The organism is Pseudoalteromonas prydzensis, assembly GCF_001661495.1.
Classification (GTDB): Bacteria; Pseudomonadota; Gammaproteobacteria; order Enterobacterales; family Alteromonadaceae; genus Pseudoalteromonas; species Pseudoalteromonas prydzensis.
Map to the genome: position 1 here is coordinate 41794 of NZ_BDDT01000009.1, position 21098 is coordinate 62891.

A 21098-nucleotide genomic window follows, 5' to 3' on the forward strand; every position below is an offset into this window, starting at 1 on the left:
ACTATTTTTAATATCACATTGACTTTGTAAGTTGGGAAAAAAATGCCGCTTAATTGCGGCATTTTTTATATGAGTTAAATCTTAGAAGCGGAAGTTAGCACCAAGAACAAATCGGCGACCATTTTCATAAATTGATAGAACACGGTCTTTACTTGTATTGTACTCAACTACTTTTTCATTCGTTAAGTTAATACCTTCAAACACAACTGAGATATTCTCTGTAACATTTACAGTTGTAGTGAAGTCTAATTGACCATAGTCATCATTCCATAGCTCTGCGCCTGAAGAATGCAGACCTTTGTACCACTCAGTACGGTAGTTGTACATTGCACGAACTGAGAATAGGTCATCTTCATAAAATGCTGAAGCGTTTAACATATTTTCTGATGCGCCCATTACTAGACCAGAACCGGGTTTCATAACATCACGTTCGCCATCATTTTGTGCATCAGTATAAGTATAGTTCGCTGATACACCAAAACCACCACCTAGGTCATACTGCAATGTAGCTTCTAAACCTGTTGTTGTACCACCTGGGCCATTTTCAGGGCGGGTAACCGTAGCAGATATCCAAGAATCAGTTTGTTCGTCATAAAAGCTTTGACTATATGTACCAGATGTTTGATAGCTCTCAATATCTTTATAGAACAGAGTAACTGCAAAAAGTGATGCATCATCAAAATAATATTCCCACGCAGCATCAAACTGATTAGCTAACTGTGGATCTAAGTTAGGATTACCCGCTTGCGCAGTTGGGTTATCTTCCCCTAAATCACCAGGTGCTGTAATTGGTGAGATATCAAAAAAGTTAGGACGAGCCATTGTTCTAGCTGCTGATAAACGAACAATTTGATCTTCAGCTAAATCATATGACAAATTAAAGTTAGGTAAAATTTCAGTATAACTACGAGATTCTGTTACCCACTCAAGCGTTGAAGGTGCTAAACTCGGGTTTAACCCTGGATTATCAACAGTTAATAGACCAGATGAATCAGAAGAGAATAAGTAGCCTGAAGAATCTTGATCTGTTTTAGCAACACGAACACCTAAGTTACCACGGAAATCTTCACCAGAGAAATCCCCCTGAATGTAATATGAGGTCTTTTTCTCTTCAACTGCAAATATTTCACCAAGTACTTTGTGTACAGCGTATGATGCGTCTGGACCTAAGCCAAGCTCGAGCATTTTAGCGCTGTTATGCGTTAATTGCTGCGTGATATCACCATTTACAACATCTGCACCTACTGAATCAGAACCAATAGCAAGATCACACTGAGCTAAAGTTGGACAATCAGTAGAAAGAATTTGACTCATGTAGTTAGCACTAACACCATCGTTTGCATAACCCCAGTGCCAGCTATAAGCTTCTCTATCTTGAGTACGTTTCTGATCACGATACTTAACACCCACTTTAATAGCGGTAAATGCGCCCATATCAACAGGAATATCAAAATCTACTTGGCCATAACTTTCTTCGTCTGTCGTTGGTTTATTACCACCCCAAATCCAACCGCCATTAAATTTAGAAGGATCAGTACCATCAACACCCGCATTAACAGTTGGTGTGCTTCCAGTTAAGTCAAAGTTATAATCACCTTGACCACCATACTCCCATGACGTTTCATTCAAAGTACCACCTTCAGCTTCGGTAGTACCTAACTCAACATTCATGCTGAAAGAATCAGTTGCAAAATCAATATCTAAATGAATTGAGCTTGTGTCTGTGCTTGAAATACGGTTGATGTGGTTCCAGCGAACATCAGTACCGCCACTACCATACACAGCATTATCACCTTCGTAACTTAAAGTAGAGTTAGATGCTGGGTTCATAAGTAGATAGTTTGAGTTCGTGTTATTCACATCCATATTTGAATCTAAGATGTTTAAAGTAGCGCTAAAGTCATCTGATGGTGCAAATTGAATTGCTGTAAATAATGTTGTTCTTTCACGGTCTTGACGAAATACTGGTACACCCATAGTACGAGGTGTGTATGTACCATCATCTTGTGCATCCCAACCTAGCACTTCAAAGCCTTCACGACGAACTGTACGGTCTGATTTAGAGCCAGAAACTAAAATACCAAACTTTTCATCTTCATTTTTCCATGAAAATAAACCTTCAATTAGTGGGTCATGTTTTTCAGATGTTTCTGAATATTGGCTTTGAAGGTTAATGTGAGTCGTACCTGAGTCTAAGTCTAGAGGTTTACGAGTATGAAGAATTACTGTACCACCAATTGAACCTTCGTCTAAACGCGCTTCTGGTGACTTATAAACTTCCAAGTTACTTACCAAAGAAGATGGTAGCATAGTGAAGTTAAAGCTACGTGATGGATTATCAAGAATAAACCAATCAGCAGTACCTACGTTTTGACCATTAAGTAAAGTACGGTTTTTAGTAGGATCAGAACCACGAACGGTGATCTTCTCACCTTCACCAAACTCTCTGCTTACACCAACACCTGTAATACGTGAAAGTGATTCAGCAACGTTTTTATCTGGAAATTTACCAATATCTTCAGCAGTAATAGAATCAACAACCGCATTCGCAAAACGTTTGTTATTAATATCAGCTTTCGTTGAAGCGCGAATACCACGTACTTCAATTACTTCAACGTCTTCTTGAACTTTTGTTTCTTCAGCTGCGAATGCAGCACCAGTGAATCCGGCACTCATTACAAGACCGATATTTACTGCTAATAAGCTTTTTTTAAAATTTTTAGCTAACACAGGATTCCCCTTGAATCATTTTGTTGGTTTTATTTATCACTTCTGCCCAGTGATGATGACAGCGTTGTCATCTAGTAACAAACCATACACTCTAAATTACAATTGTGCTACATCTTTTTAGCTATATTGTGTAAAAAAATAGCTGAAAAAACACTAAGCAATTGAAAGTAAATACATTAAAAATAATGAACTTTATGAATTGTTACATCTTAACGGCGTGAATATAACATGAATAAGTCTGAAAAGAGAAAATCAAATACCCTATTTAGGTAAACTTTATGGTTTTTAGTGTGGCTAGGTGTAAAAAAAACGTTCCACTTCATTATCTAAAGTGGAACCAAACTCGTTAACTGACGATGACACTACTACGCTTGCGGGAATTACAAGCGCATCACTTAAAACTGCTTGCACAAGATAAATTAGGGCAAATAATTTATCTAAGGGGAACTGATATAAATAGTTATCAATACCAATGACAGCGCTGTCATTTTTAAATTATAAAGAGCCATGCTACTTATGTCTACCTTTATTTCATGTGTATTCTATTTATCGTGACTAACTATCGAGTAAGTCTATGATGACAAGCTCTAGATGCTTAAATATTTAAGTCGATTGATATATTGCTGCCGTTTTTCACATAAACAAACGTATGCAACTTATGCTATGGAATTAGACTATTTTGACGCAATCAAAAATGCAGGCTTATAGCCTGCATTTTGCTGTTTTGAGCAATTAAATAATTAAGGTGCCCAATACACTTCAATATTTATTGTTGGGTGATTTAAAACAGCACGTAGTGGCATATCATTGATATCACCACCGGCTTTTGCCGCTTTATAAACAGCGAGTTTTTCGTCTCCACTGATCAACAATTTTACAACTTTAGATTGCGCGATTGCAGCTAAGGTTAAAGTCATACGCTCTGTGATACTACCTGTTACATCGCTTTCAATCGCATTAATTGCACACACTAAATCTGAAGTTGTTAATCCAAACTCAAGACCATTTGCGTGAGGAAATAATGAAGCAGTATGGCCATCAGGCCCCATGCCTAAAATAGTCACATCAAATGGGCGCTTTAATTGTTGAAAAGCGGCTTCACATTCTGCACTACCCTGCTCGGCCGTTGCTGCACTATTTTTCATGGTTATGAAGTTCGCAGCTGCACCATGATTTTGTAGTAATGTGCTTTTAATAAACGCTTCATTGCTTTTTTCATGTTCAGCATCAACCCAACGTTCGTCAACCATTGCAACATCGATTTTAGCCCAATCTAATGCGAGGTTAGACAAATGTTTATAAGCTGGCGCTGGCGATGAACCGCCAGATACCATAAGTACAGCACGTCCATCAGCCTCAATGCCGCTGACTAAACTTTGTTCAAGCGTTGCTGATAACTCTGCGGTTAATGCATCTTTTGAATCAAAAAACTTCTCTACGATGGTTGCCATTGTTATGCCTTATCGCCAGTGTTAAACCAAACATGATTGTTTTCAGCTAACAATTCGTCAGCATCATCAGGCCCCCAGCTACCAGCACGGTATAAAGCCGGCTTACCTTTTTCTTGCCAACGTTCAATAATCGGGTCAATCCATTTCCATGCTTGACGTACTTCATCACGGTGAATAAACAATGATGGATTATTTGCCGCTGCATCAAGCATTAAACGCTTATACGCGTCTGAGTGAAAACCATTACTATAAGCTTGTGAAAGCTCAATATTCATTGTCACTGGCTCTAACTGCATCTCAAGATTATCTAGGCGTTTAGACATTAAAGTTAATTGAATTGTCTCTTCTGGTTGCAGACGAATAACTAAGCGATTTGGTTCAATTTTACCAACGTTATCATCGTAGACGTTGTGAGATACTTTTTTGTATTCAACCACAATTTCAGCACAACGTTTAGCCATGCGTTTACCTGTGCGCAGGTAAAATGGCACACCCGCCCAACGCCAGTTATCAATATGCGCACGAATAGCTACAAAGGTTTCAGTTTTACTCGAACCTTCATTTAACTCTTCTAAATAACCAGGTACTATTTTACCCGCTAAATCGCCAGGGACATATTGACCGCGAATGATATTTTCATCTACATCTGTTGCAACCAGCGGACGTAATGATTCTAATACTTTTAACTTTTCAGTGCGTATGCTGTTTGCATTAAGCTTATTTGGCGATTCCATCGCTACTAAGCATAATAATTGCAATAAATGGTTTTGCACCATGTCACGTAAAGCACCGGCTTTATCGTAAAAACCAGCACGGCTTTCAAGGCCAACGGTTTCCGATAAGCTAATTTGGATATTATCAATTGATTTAGCATCCCACATATTTTCAAATAATGAGTTTGAAAAACGTAGTGCCATTAAGTTTTGTACCGTCTCTTTACCTAAGTAGTGGTCGATACGGAAAATTTGCTCTTCGGTGAAAAACTCGGCAATTTTTGCGTTGATCTCTTCAGCCGAACTACCACAATAGCCAATGGGTTTTTCTACAACTACGCGAGATGTCGGGGTGATCAAACCTTTGCTTGAAAGTATTTCACAGCAGCTACCATACACAGCAGGTGGCAGTGATAAATAAAACACGCGCGATTTATCTGTATCGTGCTCATCAAGGATAGTTTTTAATTTATCCCAATCATCATCAGCTTCGGTAACGTTAGTGACTACTGGTACTAAACACGCTGAAAATGCTTTCCAATCTTTAGCGTTAAACTCACCTTTACTTAAAAACTCTTTTAATGCTTGGTGAGCTGTTTCTACGTATTCCGCACGTTTACTTTCTTCACGAACCGTCGGTAAAATACGTGAACCTTGTGGAAGGTTGCCTTCTTGATATGCGCGATACATTGCAGGTAATAATTTGCGTAATGCAAGATCACCACCGCCCCCAAAAATTACAATATCAAAAGGATTTAGCATAATTTACTCTCTACGTTTGCTATGCCCGGTTGTCGACTATCTGCTATTGATAGTACAGGCATACATTCTTATTGTTTAGATGATGTCAGCTTTTTGGCATCGTGATCGAGAAAAAGCCTGTTGAATTCGCTTGTTTTTATTGCTGAATATTGATCCAGCTGTACTCATATTAAACTGGTAATTAAATGAGTCTTAGGGGCTCTGTATATCCTCTCACAAATATACAGGCCCTAAGAACTCCAGCGCTACCCGTTCAAAGGTATTTGGTTGCACAGCACACTTGATTGTACTGTGCGAATTTTTTACTGTCCGCGACGTTGTTTATAATAGCTCATTAAGCCATTTGTCGAGCTATCATGTGGATGAGTTATACTGTCATCCAATAACTCAGCTTCAATTTTTGACGCTAAGCCTTTACCAAGTTCTACACCCCATTGATCAAATGAACAGATCTCTAAGATGATACCTTGGCAGAAAATTTTATGTTCATACAAGGCAATTAACCGACCCACTGTTTTTGCATCAACTGTATCTAACAGCATTGATGTCGTTGGACGATTACCCTGATGAATTTTATGGTTCAACAATTCTGCAATTTCAGCTTCAGATTTACCTTTAGCGGTCAAATCAGCACGTACTTGCTCGGCATCAACCCCCATCATCATTGCTTCAGTTTGTGCAAAGAAGTTTGATAATAAAATATCATGATGCTCACCAACATTAACTTGCGGTTTAATTGACGCAATAAAATCAGCTGGTACAACAACGTTACCTTGATGTAAACACTGATAAAAAGCATGTTGACCGTTAATACCTGTCATACCCCAGATAATTGGCACTGTGGTATATGGCACAGTATTACCCGCAAAGTTTACATGCTTACCATTACTTTCCATTTCACCTTGCTGCAAATAGGCAGGCAACATATGTAATGCTTGATCATAAGGTAAGATTGCTTGTGAATCGAAACCTAAAAAGCTGGTATTCCACACACTTAGCAACGCCATCAACAGTGGAATATTCTGTTGATATTCAGCAGTTTTAAAGTGTTCATCAACTTCAAATGCACCTTCAAGGATAGCCTCAAACGCTTCAAAGCCTAAGTACAATGCAATTGGTAATCCTATCGCACTCCATAATGAAAAGCGACCGCCTACCCAATCCCACATTGTGAATACGTTTTCATCTGCAATACCAAACGCTGCTGTTTTTTCTAAATTAGTACTCACTGCAACAAAGTGTTTCGCAATCGCTTGGTTGTCATTGGCTGACTCTAAAAACCATGCAACAGCCGTTTTCGCATTAGTCATGGTTTCAGATGTAGTAAACGTTTTTGATGAAATCACAAACAAGGTCGTTTCTGGGTCAATGTCTTTTAATACTGACGCAATCTGTACACCATCTACATTTGATACGTAATGCACGTTAAGAGTATCGTCTGCGAAGCTTTTTAGTGCTTCCGTGGCCATTTGCGGACCTAAGTTCGAGCCACCAACACCAATGCTCACCACATCTTTAACTGTTTTACCGGTATAACCTAACCATTGCCCGCTACGTACTTTTTCAACGAACAATTTAATCTTTTGCAATTCAGCATTTACCACAGAACTGACATTTTCATCATCAACAACCAATGATGATTCACTACGATTGCGCAACGCAGTATGAAGAACCGCTCTATCTTCAGTAATATTGATTTTTTCGCCGCTGAACATTTTGTCACGCCAAGTGGCGATATCGCACTCTTGCGCTAAAGAAATCAACTGCGTGATTACACTGTTATCGATCAATTGTTTTGAATAATCAAATAAAACACCAGGGATTTGAGTTGAAAATTGCTCGAATCGCGTGCTGTCATTGGCAAATAAATCTTTAAGATGAATTTCCTTCATCTTATTTGCACTTGTTTGTAATGCTTGCCAACTAGCTAACTGTGAACGACAACTCATTTTTTAACATCCCCTTAAACTTGCAACAAACTGATTTATAACTATCTTTATATAAAAAAAGTAAACTGATAGCGTATTAACCTACAAACGAAGTTAACGATAAGTTAAAATGACAACGCTGTCAACAAGCTACTTTTATATTTTAATATCGAGATAATAACGCACTTTTACTCATTTGACACCGGTATCATAAAAATTTTCTCAATTATTTTACTGCTAATTTAATGGAACATTAGATACACTAACTGGTCTTGATGAAGAATTAATGAATAGTACTTTGCTAAGTCTACTCTGGAGGACTCATCACAGGCACAAGACAACACTAAAACTATAACCTAAAAGTAACTCTATGAAAGTAACTATAAATGATGTAGCGAAACTCGCAGGAGTTTCAATGAAAACAGTTTCTCGGGTGATTAATAAAGAACCCTCTGTTCGTAAAAAAACTTACGATATAGTCATGGAAGCTGTCAATGAATTGAATTATCAACCTAACCTTGCGGCGCGTAATCTAGCCGGTACATCATCATTTACTGTCGGTTTAGTTTATGACAACCCCAATGCGTATTATGTGATTGATATGCAAAATGGTGTGTTATCTCGCTGTAAAGACGAAGGCTATGAATTGGTGATCCATCCATGTACATACACTGATGCAAACATGGAAGCAGATTTTATCACTATGATAAAGCGCTCACGTCTAGCCGGACTTGTGCTTACTCCGCCGTTATCAGAGCAAAGCAGCATCACTAATTTGTTGGATGAATTAAACATTCACTACGTGCGAGTGCTCTCAGGACGACCAACTGATGATGATCAAGATACCTGTATTTATGTAAACGATTATAAAGCGGCGTACGAGATCACCACTCACTTATTAACACATGGCCATGAAAATATAGGTTTTATTTGTGGTGATAAAGAGCATAAATCAACATCAGAGCGTCTGGAAGGATATAAAGCAGCACTGGCAGATCATAATACTCAATTTAACAATGAGTTTGTTTATGATGGTAAATACTCTTTTGAGTCAGGTGTTGAAGGCGCAAAAGCGTTATTAGCCGATAATAACAAACTGGCGATCACAGCAATTTTAGGTGGTAACGATGAAATGGCCGCAGGCGCTTTATTTGCGTCACGCTTAATGGGTATTGCTATTCCTGAGCAATTATCCATTACCGGCTTTGAGGATTCGCCCTTCTCTCGTCAAACGTGGCCAAAACTAACTACTGCCCACCAAGCCAACGATGTTATTTCTCAACATGCGGCACGATTATTATTTACCAAAACTCGCGGGGCGCGAAATCAAGATAAAGACATCATTACCTCGTTTACACCCTCAATCGTTATCCGTGAAAGTTCAGGCCCCAAACAGTAACCTTACAATACGATTGAAAACAATAAAGGCGCTTACAAGCGCCTTTATTGTGTCTTACCTTTAAGTCCGAACTAAAGCAATGCCATACCGCCGCTGAGGTTATACACATCCGAAAAACCAAGCTGAGATAAATTAGTCGCCGCTTGTTTTGAGCGATTGCCACTACGACAGAGTAAAATATATTTCCCTTGTGAGCTTAATTGCCCATCTACTAACGCGTTAGCCATTCTACTGAGCGGAATGTTCATTACACGTGCAGGATTGATTGCAAATTGCTGAGACACATTAGTTGCGCCATGCTCATAGGGTTCACGGGTATCAATTAAATATACGTCGCCTATTGTTAACATCTGTTTTGCTTGTGCGGCATTTAGTTCGTGCGCAGTGCTATGCTGTAAACTATCAGCATAACCACACAAGGTTGCAAATTTAGACAGATTGCATTCATCACTGTGGCGTTTTTGCTGTGCAAATTCAGAGTCGCTTATTTCATTACTTAATAATGCCTGCAATAACGGCGTCTGCTGTTGCTGGACCTGCCAATTGATAGCAAAGCATTGCTGGTAATCATGACCAGAACAAATCACTGTCGAATTATCTAAACACTGTGCTAATTGGCGTAATGAGTGCGCCATAACTAATGCATTGCCGCCGTCAATAGCTGTATTGCCAAGCCCTGCAGGCAGCAGTAAATCGCCACAAAAACAAAAACGCACTTGCTGAGATACATTACAACGCAATAAGTAACTAACACTATCCTCACTGTGTCCTGGCGTCGCTATACGTTCAATGGTGCACTCAGGTAATTCAATCACAGTCTGTGCAACTGGCCAGCCTAATTGATTTTCATCCTCAAAACTAAATTGTAGCGCTTGCGCTAATAATACAGTTGCACCACAACGCTCTTGATGAGCATGAGTGTCTAAAATTGCTGCCACAGTTAAATTTTGGGTGTGCACTATTTTTTCAAGGCGAGGAATGAGCTCAACAATAGGGTCAATGATCACTGCTTGTTTATCTGCGCTGACATAAAGCCAACAGCATGCTCCTTGGTGTCTAAATTGGGTTAGCCCTAACGCACACACCTCTTGATTCGGTACTGATGAGTCAGACACCACTAAACAGTTTGCTTGTAAAATCGCTTTAAGTGAACGAATACGAGTACAAGCCGTGGTAATTTCAGTTTGTGTCGTCGCAGGTCCAAATGACAAGCGAATTGCATTTTCACTGCGCCAATCACTCACGCCCATAGCATCTAGTACAAAACTGCGGTTTGCACCAGAACTACACGCAGATCCCCCACTGATACGAATACCGGCCGCATCAAATAAATCCATCACCTCTTTACTACTTAACTCATCAACCGCGAAATTTAAAGTCGTAGGCACTGACAATTCAAAGGCATGATTAAATGTTAAGCTACCAAAGGTATCCACAAGCGCCAGCTGTAATTGCTCACGGTAACTATGCAACACATCAAGTGATTTAAAGGTGTCGTTTGCTTTATCGAGTAATAAAGAAAACAATTTGTTGAGCCCAGCAATACCCGGTAAGTTTTCAGTACCTGAGCGCATACCACTTTCTTGCCCGCCACCGGCGATAAAAGGCGTGTAAGCACTGCCTTGGCGAATATACAGCACACCAATACCTTTTGGTGCATACAGCTTGTGGCCTGAAAACGGCGCGTAATCAATACTGGTATCACTTAGTGCTAATGCCGTTTTGCCCAGTGCTTGTACACAATCAACCATCCAGGCAACGTCAGTATTATGGCTGCGGATCACAGCTTCAATAGCATTTAAATCTTGATAAACACCGGTTTCATTATTAACAGCCATAGTGCAAATCATCAGGGCATCACTGGCATGTTGGGCAATAAAGTCTAAATCTAAAATTCCCTCGCTCGAAACGGGGATCGCAAGCACAGTGGCGTTAATTCCCAATACCGCATTCCAATGGATTAGAGTATTTGGTACCGCTTTGTGCTCAGTTGCGCCGTATAATAAAACAGGGTTTTTAATAGTGTGATTTTTTGCGGCAATTAGCGTAGAAACCACCGCGGTTTGAATACCTTCGGTAGCCCCTGAAGTAAATAAAATATCGCCCTGCTGGGCACCAATAACATCACGCGCTTTTTGGCGTGTTTGCTCTAGTAAATGTTTAGCTTGAATACCGGTAATATGAGAAGAAGAAGGATTACCAAAGCAAATTTGCATCGTATGCGATACAACCTCAGCTATGCAAGGCAGCACAGGGGTCGTTGCGTTTGCATCAAGGTAAATTTGTGAACCAGTGTCAGTAGGAAATAATAAATCAGACATTAAAAAACGCACCATATTACTAAAAGATATATCTTATAACCCATTCTACATAAAATTAATGGGTTGCGTAATAATCAATTAGTCTCTCAAGTGCGTTATCTATGCTATTTACGACTAAAGCTGGTTTTGCTCGCCCGCATGCTCGTCATGTTTCGTTGACCAAGCATTAAGTAATGCTTTAACTAAGGAAGCCAGTGGGATTGCAAAAAACACTCCCCAAAACCCCCATAAACCGCCAAAAAACAATACAGCGACAATAATAAATACCGGGTTTAAATCAACCGCTTCTGAAAACAATAACGGTACTAGCACATTACCGTCCAGTGCCTGGATAACACCGTAGATAATTAAGATAGTCCAAAATTGCGTTTCTAAACCAAATTGAAAAAGTGCCACCGCAGCAACAGGGATTGTCACAAGCGCTGCGCCTACAAAAGGGATAAGCACTGATAAACCAACGAGTACACCTAATAACGCCGCATAGCGTAAGTCAAAAATAGTGAATGCAATAAACGAGACAGTACCAACAATCAAAATTTCAAACACTTTGCCACGAATGTAGTTCATGATCTGTTGGTTCATCTCATGCCACACCTGCAAGATCAAGCGGCGCTGTTTAGGTACTAGTTTCTCTGCACTAGTGACCAATTCGAGCTTATCTTTAAGCATGAAAAATACTAACAATGGCACCAAAATTAAGTAAATCAACCAAGCAACAACATCTTTGAGTGACGTTAAAGACACCGATAACAGCATTTGACCAAACTCGATAGCCTTGGCTTCAACACTCGCCACTACTGACTGCACTTGCTCTGCAGTAATTAAACTTGGGTACTGCTCAGGCAAATGCAGTAAAAATGCCTTACCTTGCTCTATCATATGCGGGGTTTCTTGCACTAAATTACTTGCTTGCTGCCACAGTACAGGTCCCATCCCTATCACTAAGGTCAACATTAGTCCTGAGAAAATTAACATCACAATAATTGTGGCAGTAAATCGGTGTAAGCCAAATCGCTCTAGATGTGCAACGGGCCAATCCAGCAAATAGGCAATGACCAATGCTATTAATACAGGTACGATAAACGCACCAAAAAAGTAAAACAACGCCATTAAAGCGAGTAATAAAAGCAGTAAAGTAACAGAATGTGGATCTGAGAACTTCCTTTCGTACCACGTTTTTACATATTCAAACACGATTAAGCTCCACGATTAACAACCCATGTTGTTGCTCTAATTTGTAAGGGTAATGATTTTTTTGCAAAAAGCGCTCAATATCTCGAGTCGATTGGTGCGCCAAAAAAGTAAATTTAATTGTTTGCGCAGTTTTTACCGCTTCCCGCAATGCCAGCTTAAACTGGATAAATTGCTGCGGGCATTTAAAGTCACGCAAATCTCGTTCTAGCATAACCAATTATCAGCTCTATAAAAATGAATAATAAGTCTCATATCAGCGGTGTTGATAACAAGTGTAACTTTTTCTTAAAACACGCACCGCAATAGTTTATCCTTATAGCATAGTTTGTAGTAAGGATAAGTTAATGTCTGGTACGCATAATAAAGCGCAACTACCCAGTAATCCAACTCTTAAAGAAATTAACTGGTATAAAAAACAAATAAACTGGGGCGAGCTTCCGCCCTTCTATCACCTCGTTGCATCGTCAGTGAGTGAATCAGAGGGGATATTAGAGCATGGTTTTGATAATGCAGTAAAAAAGATCATTAATAAGCGCAACTGGAATCTCGACCTATTAGAAGGCCATGAAGACTCTTTTGGAGAAATTCACTGTGTAAATAAACCACGAATTGCATTACACCAAGTGTTTACTGATCGTGGTTTTGAATTATGGGCACTGCCTTACGCAAAAGACGTTACAATAGACAAATACGTAAAAGATAATCGTTTCATGGAGTTTAACGAATGGGATCCAGTGTCAATGAAAAGCTTGATCCGCATTAATCAATTACACAAATTTATTGGCTTTTACTTTGAGCGTGGCGACAAAGCAGATAAGGCGCTTATTCTACATGCACATAAAGTAGTGCATAAAATCATTAGTTTTTTACAAAGAGAATTGAACGTTGTAAAGCTAGATGGGGTCACAATCAAAGAGTTATATCAATTATGCGAACGAGACAGCAGAGCGTGCAGTGACGAAATCGACATTGCCAAGCTGATGCTCGGTGAAAACCATAACAAGGAATAAAATGCAGCTAAAATCAGCCTTTATTACATTATTCAGCACACTTTTAACTTTTAGTGTCCTGGTAAGTGAGCCATTAAAGGCACAATCGAGTTTTACACTACCTGATCTTGGTACTTCCGCATTGCAAGCCTTGCCGCTTGAAAAAGAGCAAGCTATCGGCAAAGTAATGATGATGCAGATCCGCGGGTCATCCCCTGTTGTAAGCGATCCGGTACTTGATGAATACCTCAGCACGCTTGGCCGAAAACTCGTAGCCAATGCCAATGATGTTCGTTTTCCGTTTTCATTCTTTTGGATCAACAATCCTGAAATCAATGCATTTGCATTTTATGGCGGTCATGTAGGTGTTCATACTGGTTTAATTGCGCAATCAGATAACGAAAGCCAATTTGCCTCAGTACTTGGCCACGAAATTGCGCACGTAACACAGCGCCATCTTGCCCGTCGCATGCAGCAACAACAAGATAACAGCGCGATGACAATCGCTGGTATGATTGCTGGTATTTTAGCCACCGTAGTATCACCAGATGCGGGGATTGCTATTATTTCTGCCAGTCAAACGCAAAGTGCATTTAGTCAATTAACTCACAGTCGCTCTGCGGAGCAAGAAGCTGACCGCATTGGCATGCAGACACTCAATAACGCAGGATTTGATCCCTATGCATCAAGCGAGTTTTTAACAAAGCTTGCGGCGCAAATTCGTTACAAATATAAACCCCCTGCATTTTTACTGACTCACCCCTTACCCGAGAGTCGAGTGTCTGATGTTCGTTTGCGAGCACAACAATTTGAAAAACGTCAACTTCCTGATAGTTTAGAATTTAATTTAGCGAAAAGTCGCGTAATAGCCCGTTATCACCAAAAACCGGCAGCGGCAGAGAACTTATTTAGAAAGCTCATTCGTGAAAACAGCTTCTATAATAAAACCGCGCTTAATTATGGTTTAGGTATTAGCTTACTGGACCAAAAAAAGCTCGATAAAGCCGCGGCTATTCTAGAGCCGCTTTTCAAGGCGGATCCTAAAAACTTATTTTATATAGATACACATACAGATTTATTAATCGCACAAAATAAAGCCGCCGAAGCGGTAAAATTTTTAGCGGCACTGCATGTCAATCGCCCTAACAATCAAGTCATCACATTAAACTACGCAAATGCTGCCATAGAAGCCGAGCAATATGATCTTGCAGTCTCAATTTTAAAGTCATTTTTACTTGAAAAACCTGAGCATAGCTTAGGCCTGCAATTACTCACTAACGCTTACAAAAAGCAAGAAAACTTAGCGGCTTACCATGAATCGAATGCCGAAGTATTAGCACAATACGGTGCTTATTTAAAAGCCGCCGACGAAGTTCAAAAAGCACTCAACTTTGTAGAGCCTCAAGAGCTAATTAAACAACAACGCCTCAAAGCACTATTAACTCAATACCGACAAATGCAAAAAGAGCTCGCGAGACTTTAAGTCTCGCGCTGCTTGCCCTAAAATAACCCTACTTTATCTAATTGGATTGTTACTATGTCTGTTACTATTTTTCATAATCCACGTTGTTCAAAATCACGTGAAACTTTGGCCCTACTTGAACAAAAATCGATTCAACCAGATATCATCGAATATTTAAAAACACCGCTCAGCACTGAGCAGATCAGTACCTTAGTTCAGCAGTTAGGATTTTCATCTGTACGCGAATTAATGCGCACTAAAGAAGATATCTACAAAGAGCTAGACCTTAAAAATGAGCATGATGAAACAGCCTTAATCGCTGCTATGCAAGCTCACCCTAAGTTAATTGAACGCCCAATTGTTGTTAACAACAATAAAGCCGCGTTAGGTCGCCCACCTGAAAACGTATTAAGCGTACTTTAATGAGCACCACTATTGTTGTTTTGTATCACTCAAGTCATGGCTCTGTTGCGGCCATGGCTCATGAGATTGCAGAATCGATTGAGTGCCAAGGCGCCACTGCATTACTGCGCACATTTGAACAAAGAGCACCTCACGATATTGTGATCAGCAAAGAAGATTTAATTCAATGTGATGGTCTAGCCTTTGGCACCCCAACTCGGTTTGGCATGATGGCCGCACAAGCGAAATCATTTTGGGAAACCACCAGCGATATCTGGCTCAAAGGACAATTAATCGATAAGCCAGCGTGTGTGTTCTCATCTTCAAGTAGTATGCATGGCGGTAACGAAGCAACCTTACTTAACTTGTCTTTACCACTGCTACACCATGGTATGATGCTGATGGGTGTACCTTACGAAGTACCTGAATTACTTGCAACACAAACCGGTGGTACTCCGTATGGCGCAAGTCATGTGGCTGGTGCACAAAATAGCGCTCAATTGAGTAAAGACGAAATTAAAATTTGCCAAAGCGTTGGCCAACGCTTAGTTAAAATCACGAGAAAACTACAATGACATCGCAAAGCGATTTAAACCCACAATTAACGCCGAAAAAAGCCCTCACGGTTCGCTTTCAGCGCATTGCTATTATTGGCTATGTTGGCCTATTACTGCTAATGCCACTTTGGTTGTTTTTGATTGCCCCCCGAGAAGGCCACAGTAATGGTTTTATCTTTGTGGTGTATATTTTACCGCTATTATTACCACTCAAAGGCATCATTCAAGATAAACCATATACCTACGCATGGGCTAACTTCATTGTTATGTTCTACTTTATTCACGGCTTTACATTGCTGTGGGTAGCACAAGATCAATTACTTTGGGTGTTACTCGAATTATTATTTGCTAGTATGATGTTTATTGGTTGCACCTATTATGCACGTCATCGCGGTCAAGAATTAGGACTGAAAATTCGTAAATTAAAAGATGAATTAGCGCAAGAGAAAGCCGAGCAAGAATACGATAGAAAAAATCGTTAACCCATCATAGATAATAAAAAACGCGCCCATTGGCGCGTTTTTTATTCAGGTGAGTTATACCACTTCACTTAGCGTGGCTAGTGCAACAATACTCGCTAAACCCAATTGTGCTATCAAACTAAAAAACGAAAAACAGCGTAATACAAACAACCCCCAAGGGTGTTTGATGTGTGGATAAAGTGCACAGCGCTTTAAACTCATGGCAAAGAAAAAACAGACAATCGCTAACATGGTTAAGCACAGAGTCAATTCACTTTTAATTGCAATCGAATCATCAAAAAAGAAAAACAGCTGTAATGGCAATAACAAGGTCACTATCGCATGTAAGCCATGTACCTTTTTAATTCGCGAAAATTGCCCATCGGGCGATAATTCTTTAATGCCAAAATCACGTTCTAGACACTTAACTAACTGAGTTGCTTTAATGCTAACAGCTAATCGGTAGCAACTTAATCCATCACTATTTCGCGCGCGAAAATCATAGCCGGATTTCAATAATAGCACCATCAACGGTTCATTTTTTGCAAGTACGGCATAGTGCAATGCACTATTACCAAGTGTATCTCGTTGCTTTTTATCTTGTTTACTTAAAAGAGTTTGTACTAAATTAACAAAGCCTTTTTCAACCGCCCACATAAAAGCGGTTTTACCGTTTTCATCAGCAAGTGTGCCTGTTGCTCCTTGCTCTATAAAACGCATTGCCATTGTTTGCTTTGCCGTATCGACACTTAAATGCGCCAACAGTGCTTGCTCTAATAGCACAACAGAGTCAACATCTGGTGATACTTGAGTCAGCAAGGTAAAGTAATCTTTTCCGCCAGCCACCTTTTGCGCAGCTAAATCACTCAGTGCGCTTACATCATCAATGGAGTCCGGAATAAAGCTGCTTAAACGCTCTCTAAAATCAACTTCTTTCCATAACGCTAACACATCTTCTGCGCTCATTTTACTGCCCGCATTAAGTGCATGCTCAATAATTGTAAAGTAGCGTTTTGAAAATAACTGAGAGAGTAATGTAATAGGGGTTTTTATAGTCGTTTGCGCAGCAACAGCTGCATACTTCTCAAGCCGCTGGCAAAGTAATAACACTAAGCTTTCATGTGTATACTCGTTTTCAAAGTAATAACTTTTCGCTGCATTTATATATTCTTGGGCAGCTTCATCATATTCACAAATATGTTGAAAAAAGCATTCTTCAAACGGCTCAAGGGGAGTTAACCACGTTAAATAATAAATGGGTGGTAGCACAGTAGTACATACACCATCGTCTTCTTCGGTCGAGCGACAGGCAGGCCATGCATCTAAAGCATCTAAAATAAAGGCACCGTTTTGCTCAATAAGTCCTTTGACTAACAACGGGTATTCTTTCGGCCAAATAAGTACATTTTCCATTAAAAAAACACAACTCCAGTGTCTGAAATGCTAGGGAAATAAGTCAATGTCTAGTTATAACAACCACAAACTGACACTGCGCTTAATATGTCGATTATTCTAGCATACCCAAAACCACACGCTATAGACAAACAATGTGATTTTAAAAGAAAATAACAAAGCGGCACGGTGTTTTCACAGCGTGCCGCTTTAGGTTGGAGACGTACATGGGAAAGGTTACTTACTATTAAGTTCAGCTGTCACTTGATCCAATCCAACATCTGAAATTCGTTGGATCACTTCTTTTTGTTTTGCACTCAGTAATGAAATTCCCTCAGCAACAATATCATAAACTTTCCAGCTGCCATCTTTGCCTTGGCGAAGCTTAAAATGCAAATCAATGGTCGGCGCATTTTTATCGATAATTTGTGTTTTCACAGTTGCAAAGTCGCCAGCCGTTGTGTCGCTGCTTTCTTCAAACTTTATTTCTTGACCAGTGTATTTCATTAATGCACTTGCGTATGTCGTGGTTAAGTAATGCTCCACCGCACTGATAAAAGCAGTCGCTTGTTCGCGCTCAATCCCTTTTATATGCTTGCCTAATAATTTATACGATACAAATTTCACATCAATATTTGGCATTAGAAACTTATCAACAACTTTTGCCATGTCACCTTTACTTGCAGTACCTTGGCTGTTTATTTTGCCAATTTCGCTAAACAGCTGATCCCCAACTTGGGTTAGTAACTGATGTGGCGACGGTTGAGCCTGCGCAAACAACGAAGCACTAAAAAGAAGTGAGATAAATAAAAAGTAACGGCTGAGTAAAATCATTGTTGATAAGTCCTGAGTAAATCTTAGCGTGTAATTTACGCTGTTCATAAGAGATTAAAAAGCCTCAAAATAGCACCTTATTAATGCCAAACTGACACCAATAAATTTAATCTTTTTATTTCATCTTGTTAGCTAAACTCTTGCATAAATGCACAGAGTTTGTGAATTTATGCTCCTTGAATTAGCATTCTTCGCGCCCTTATTTTGTAAATAACACATTTATCACTCGAAGAGTTTTTTCATATGTTATTTAAAAAATACACCTTATCAATTTTAGTTTTTATTGCGACGTTCAGTTGCTTCTCGTATGCCAGCGATAATAAACCTTCCCCTCATGGCTATGCGGTTGATTACATTCAAGGTGAAGGTGATGTAAAAGGGATAAAATTAGCCTATCAGTATCATCCTGAGTCTCTACAGACGCTATTTAAAAACACCCATGTTTACTTAGAATCAAGTATTAACTTATGGCAATATGGCGCTGAAAATAATCACCAGACCAATACAGTGCTGGCTTTGTCGCCGGTATTTCAATACCCGATCGGATCAGTTGCAAGCATTCCCCTGTATTTTGAAGCTGGAATTGGTGTTTCATTAATTAACGACACTCACTTTGCAGGCAAAAATGTAAGCACCCACTACCAATTTGAAGACCGCCTTGGGTTGGTTGCTGACTTTGGAAAAACTAAGGCCGCACTACGCTATTTACATTATTCAAATGCCGGATTTAAAAGCCCTAATCCTGGCCTTGACTTTATTTCCCTATCGTTAGCTCGGCGTTTTTAAGCAGGTAAATTTTTGCTACAGTAACCACTTATCAATAATTCACTAGCGATCAACATCATGCAACTTTGGCATATACTCATTATCATCTTAGTATTGGCAATCATTATCGGTAATATTTTACTGATAAAACATTCGACTACGATGGATTTTAAAAAGCCAAACAATGAAGATACTCCCAAACCCAATCGGCAAAAAAAGCCCTAACCTAATTCAGTTAGGGCTTTGCATCGTAGGGGATGTTCTTAAATTTAGTTAAACAGCTCTTTAGTTTCTTTTGCAATGCTATCAAGCACTTGACGCGTGTCCCCCCAACCATAAGAGCTCAAACCATAATCTGGTTCACCCCATAAACACTGAGCAACTATTTTCTGCATCACTTTCGGGAAACGTTCAAAAATAACAGCAACGAATAAGCTGCTAGACAAGGCATCGGCGTATCAAGCAATGTCTGCCAATATCATTGGACTGCAAATTTCAATTCACATTATTTACACGAGGAAAGCCTAAGTAATGTAATTGTGCCATGTGATGGAATCTGCTTTTAGCTGTTTAGGTGAAAAAAATTTACACTCACGATTAGAATAGTGCAATTGATGCTTTCTCAGTTTCAACGTGAGGTAAATTCATGAAAACAATATTCAAAATCTAGAAAAATACAATGACAACGCTGTCAATTTTAGTGCTATAGTAAACTTGTAAAGTTTACGTAAAACAAATGACATTATTTAGCCATCTAGACGTTGAAACACCTTTAGCAAAAGCGTATTATGTCTGTAATCTGAGTTCGACTCACTTTTACCATGAGAATTATTAAAGATGATTGATGTAAAACATTTAAAGACCATCGCAACCTTGAAAGAAACCGGTTCTTTGGTGAATACTGCGCGGGAGTTATTTCTAACACAATCAGCTTTATCACACCAAATCAAGGACTTAGAAAACAAGCTGGATTGCCAACTGTTTGAACGTAAAACGCAACCGGTGCGTTTTACGCCGCAAGGTATGCTTTTGCTTGAACTTGCAAACGAAGTACTCCCTCGTGTTGAAGCAACCAAGTGTCGTTTAAAAGAAAGCCTTAATCAGCCTATTTCGCAATTACGCTTAAGTGTAGAATGCCACGCCTGTTTCCATTGGTTACTCCCGACAATAAAGGAATTCAATAACTTTTGGCCAGATATCAAAGTGGATTACGAACGCGGCTTTAGCTATGACGCTATACCAGATCTGCTCAGTGATGAACTGGATTTAGTATTAACCTCAGATATTCGTGAACCAGATAAACTTGAATATGCACATTTATTTGATTTTAAGCTTAAGCTTATTGTTGCCCCTGATCATGAGCTAGCAAAAAAAGCCTATGTCACCGCGCTTGATCTAAAAAATGAAACCATTATTTCCTACCCGATCCCTCGGGAGCGTCAGGATATATTTAAGCATTTTATCCAAAATGCCCGTTTTGACGGCACCTTAAAAACCGTTGACCAAGGCTTGCTGATTTTTCAACTTGTCAGCGCAGGAATGGGCGTTGCGGCACTACCAGATTGGTTAGTAACACCTTACGAAAGCCAAGGGTTAATAAAATCAATTCCATTGGGTGCGTTGGGGCTAACTCGACCTATGTATTTAGCAATGAAAAAGAATATGAAAGACAATCCAGTTTATCGCCATTTTTTAAATACCTGTAAGTTAAATAACGGTCGATAAAATAACAGTAACG

General features: G+C 39.5%; 19 protein-coding genes. 9 read left to right on the forward strand and 10 right to left on the reverse strand.

Annotation, left to right across the window (positions count from 1 at the left end; genetic code table 11):
* Positions 1–81: 81 nt before the first annotated feature.
* From A7968_RS15405 to pgi, 4 genes are all read right to left on the reverse strand, one after another.
* Entirely contained in the window at positions 82–2730 is a 2649-nt protein-coding gene (locus A7968_RS15405) for a TonB-dependent receptor (protein WP_064667463.1), read from the reverse strand.
* A gap of 740 nt (positions 2731–3470) precedes the next feature.
* Positions 3471–4181 (reverse strand): 6-phosphogluconolactonase, encoded by a 711-nt coding sequence (pgl, locus tag A7968_RS15410; RefSeq protein WP_064667464.1) that lies wholly within the window; start codon positions 4179–4181, stop codon positions 3471–3473.
* Positions 4182–4183: 2 nt separating this feature from the next.
* On the reverse strand, positions 4184–5656 hold the full coding sequence (gene zwf, locus A7968_RS15415) for a glucose-6-phosphate dehydrogenase (protein WP_064667465.1): 1473 nt from the start codon (positions 5654–5656) through the stop codon (positions 4184–4186).
* 302 nt (positions 5657–5958) lie between these two features.
* Entirely contained in the window at positions 5959–7605 is a 1647-nt protein-coding gene (gene pgi, locus A7968_RS15420; protein ID WP_064667466.1) for a glucose-6-phosphate isomerase, read from the reverse strand.
* 349 nt (positions 7606–7954) lie between these two features.
* On the opposite strand from pgi, the gene A7968_RS15425 reads away from it, so the two are divergent.
* On the forward strand, positions 7955–8983 hold the full coding sequence (locus tag A7968_RS15425; RefSeq protein ID WP_064667467.1) for a LacI family DNA-binding transcriptional regulator: 1029 nt from the start codon (positions 7955–7957) through the stop codon (positions 8981–8983).
* Between the two features lie 71 nt (positions 8984–9054).
* Here A7968_RS15425 and A7968_RS15430 read toward each other — a convergent pair whose 3' ends face one another.
* The 3 genes from A7968_RS15430 to A7968_RS15440 form a co-directional block, all read right to left on the reverse strand.
* On the reverse strand, positions 9055–11304 hold the full coding sequence (locus tag A7968_RS15430) for an aminotransferase class V-fold PLP-dependent enzyme (protein WP_064667551.1): 2250 nt from the start codon (positions 11302–11304) through the stop codon (positions 9055–9057).
* Positions 11305–11418: 114 nt separating this feature from the next.
* Positions 11419–12498 carry an AI-2E family transporter gene (locus A7968_RS15435; protein WP_064667468.1) on the reverse strand — a complete coding sequence of 360 codons (1080 nt, stop codon included), beginning with the start codon at positions 12496–12498 and terminating at the stop codon, positions 11419–11421.
* The gene (locus A7968_RS15440; RefSeq protein ID WP_064667469.1) at positions 12491–12709 is read right to left on the reverse strand and encodes a sulfurtransferase TusA family protein; all 219 of its coding nucleotides are present in this window, start codon (positions 12707–12709) and stop codon (positions 12491–12493) included. Before A7968_RS15440 ends, A7968_RS15435 begins: the two co-directional genes overlap by 8 nt.
* Before the next feature lie 133 nt (positions 12710–12842).
* On the opposite strand from A7968_RS15440, the gene A7968_RS15445 reads away from it, so the two are divergent.
* From A7968_RS15445 to A7968_RS15465, 5 genes are read left to right on the forward strand one after another with little or no spacing between them, the layout of a single operon-like run.
* Positions 12843–13508 (forward strand): hypothetical protein, encoded by a 666-nt coding sequence (locus A7968_RS15445; RefSeq protein WP_064667470.1) that lies wholly within the window; start codon positions 12843–12845, stop codon positions 13506–13508.
* 1 nt (position 13509) lies between these two features.
* Positions 13510–14970 carry a beta-barrel assembly-enhancing protease gene (gene bepA, locus A7968_RS15450; protein WP_064667471.1) on the forward strand — a complete coding sequence of 487 codons (1461 nt, stop codon included), beginning with the start codon at positions 13510–13512 and terminating at the stop codon, positions 14968–14970.
* A gap of 54 nt (positions 14971–15024) precedes the next feature.
* Positions 15025–15372, forward strand: a complete 348-nt coding sequence (arsC, locus tag A7968_RS15455) for an arsenate reductase (glutaredoxin) (protein WP_064667472.1) — start codon at positions 15025–15027, stop codon at positions 15370–15372.
* Complete coding sequence (gene wrbA, locus A7968_RS15460) at positions 15372–15926, forward strand: NAD(P)H:quinone oxidoreductase (RefSeq protein ID WP_064667473.1); 555 nt, start codon at positions 15372–15374, stop codon at positions 15924–15926. The genes arsC and wrbA overlap by 1 nt, the downstream gene beginning before the upstream one ends.
* Entirely contained in the window at positions 15923–16390 is a 468-nt protein-coding gene (locus tag A7968_RS15465) for a DUF2069 domain-containing protein (protein WP_064667474.1), read from the forward strand. The genes wrbA and A7968_RS15465 overlap by 4 nt, the downstream gene beginning before the upstream one ends.
* Positions 16391–16444: 54 nt before the next feature.
* Here the strand turns inward: A7968_RS15465 and A7968_RS15470 are convergent, their stop codons facing one another.
* Together A7968_RS15470 and A7968_RS15475 are read right to left on the reverse strand one after the other, a co-directional pair.
* Positions 16445–17782, reverse strand: a complete 1338-nt coding sequence (locus A7968_RS15470) for an ankyrin repeat domain-containing protein (protein ID WP_064667475.1) — start codon at positions 17780–17782, stop codon at positions 16445–16447.
* 216 nt (positions 17783–17998) lie between these two features.
* Positions 17999–18595 (reverse strand): MlaC/ttg2D family ABC transporter substrate-binding protein, encoded by a 597-nt coding sequence (locus tag A7968_RS15475; protein WP_064667476.1) that lies wholly within the window; start codon positions 18593–18595, stop codon positions 17999–18001.
* 243 nt (positions 18596–18838) lie between these two features.
* Between A7968_RS15475 and A7968_RS15480 the strand changes: the two genes are divergently transcribed.
* The gene (locus A7968_RS15480) at positions 18839–19381 is read left to right on the forward strand and encodes an acyloxyacyl hydrolase (protein WP_064667477.1); all 543 of its coding nucleotides are present in this window, start codon (positions 18839–18841) and stop codon (positions 19379–19381) included.
* A gap of 57 nt (positions 19382–19438) precedes the next feature.
* On the forward strand, positions 19439–19585 hold the full coding sequence (locus tag A7968_RS23005; RefSeq protein WP_084448220.1) for a DUF2897 family protein: 147 nt from the start codon (positions 19439–19441) through the stop codon (positions 19583–19585).
* Between the two features lie 44 nt (positions 19586–19629).
* Here A7968_RS23005 and A7968_RS23235 read toward each other — a convergent pair whose 3' ends face one another.
* Positions 19630–19806, reverse strand: coding sequence for a hypothetical protein (locus A7968_RS23235; protein WP_157586766.1), 177 nt, complete (start codon positions 19804–19806; stop codon positions 19630–19632).
* 391 nt (positions 19807–20197) lie between these two features.
* On the opposite strand from A7968_RS23235, the gene A7968_RS15485 reads away from it, so the two are divergent.
* Positions 20198–21085 (forward strand): LysR family transcriptional regulator, encoded by an 888-nt coding sequence (locus A7968_RS15485; RefSeq protein WP_064667478.1) that lies wholly within the window; start codon positions 20198–20200, stop codon positions 21083–21085.
* Positions 21086–21098 lie beyond the last annotated feature (13 nt).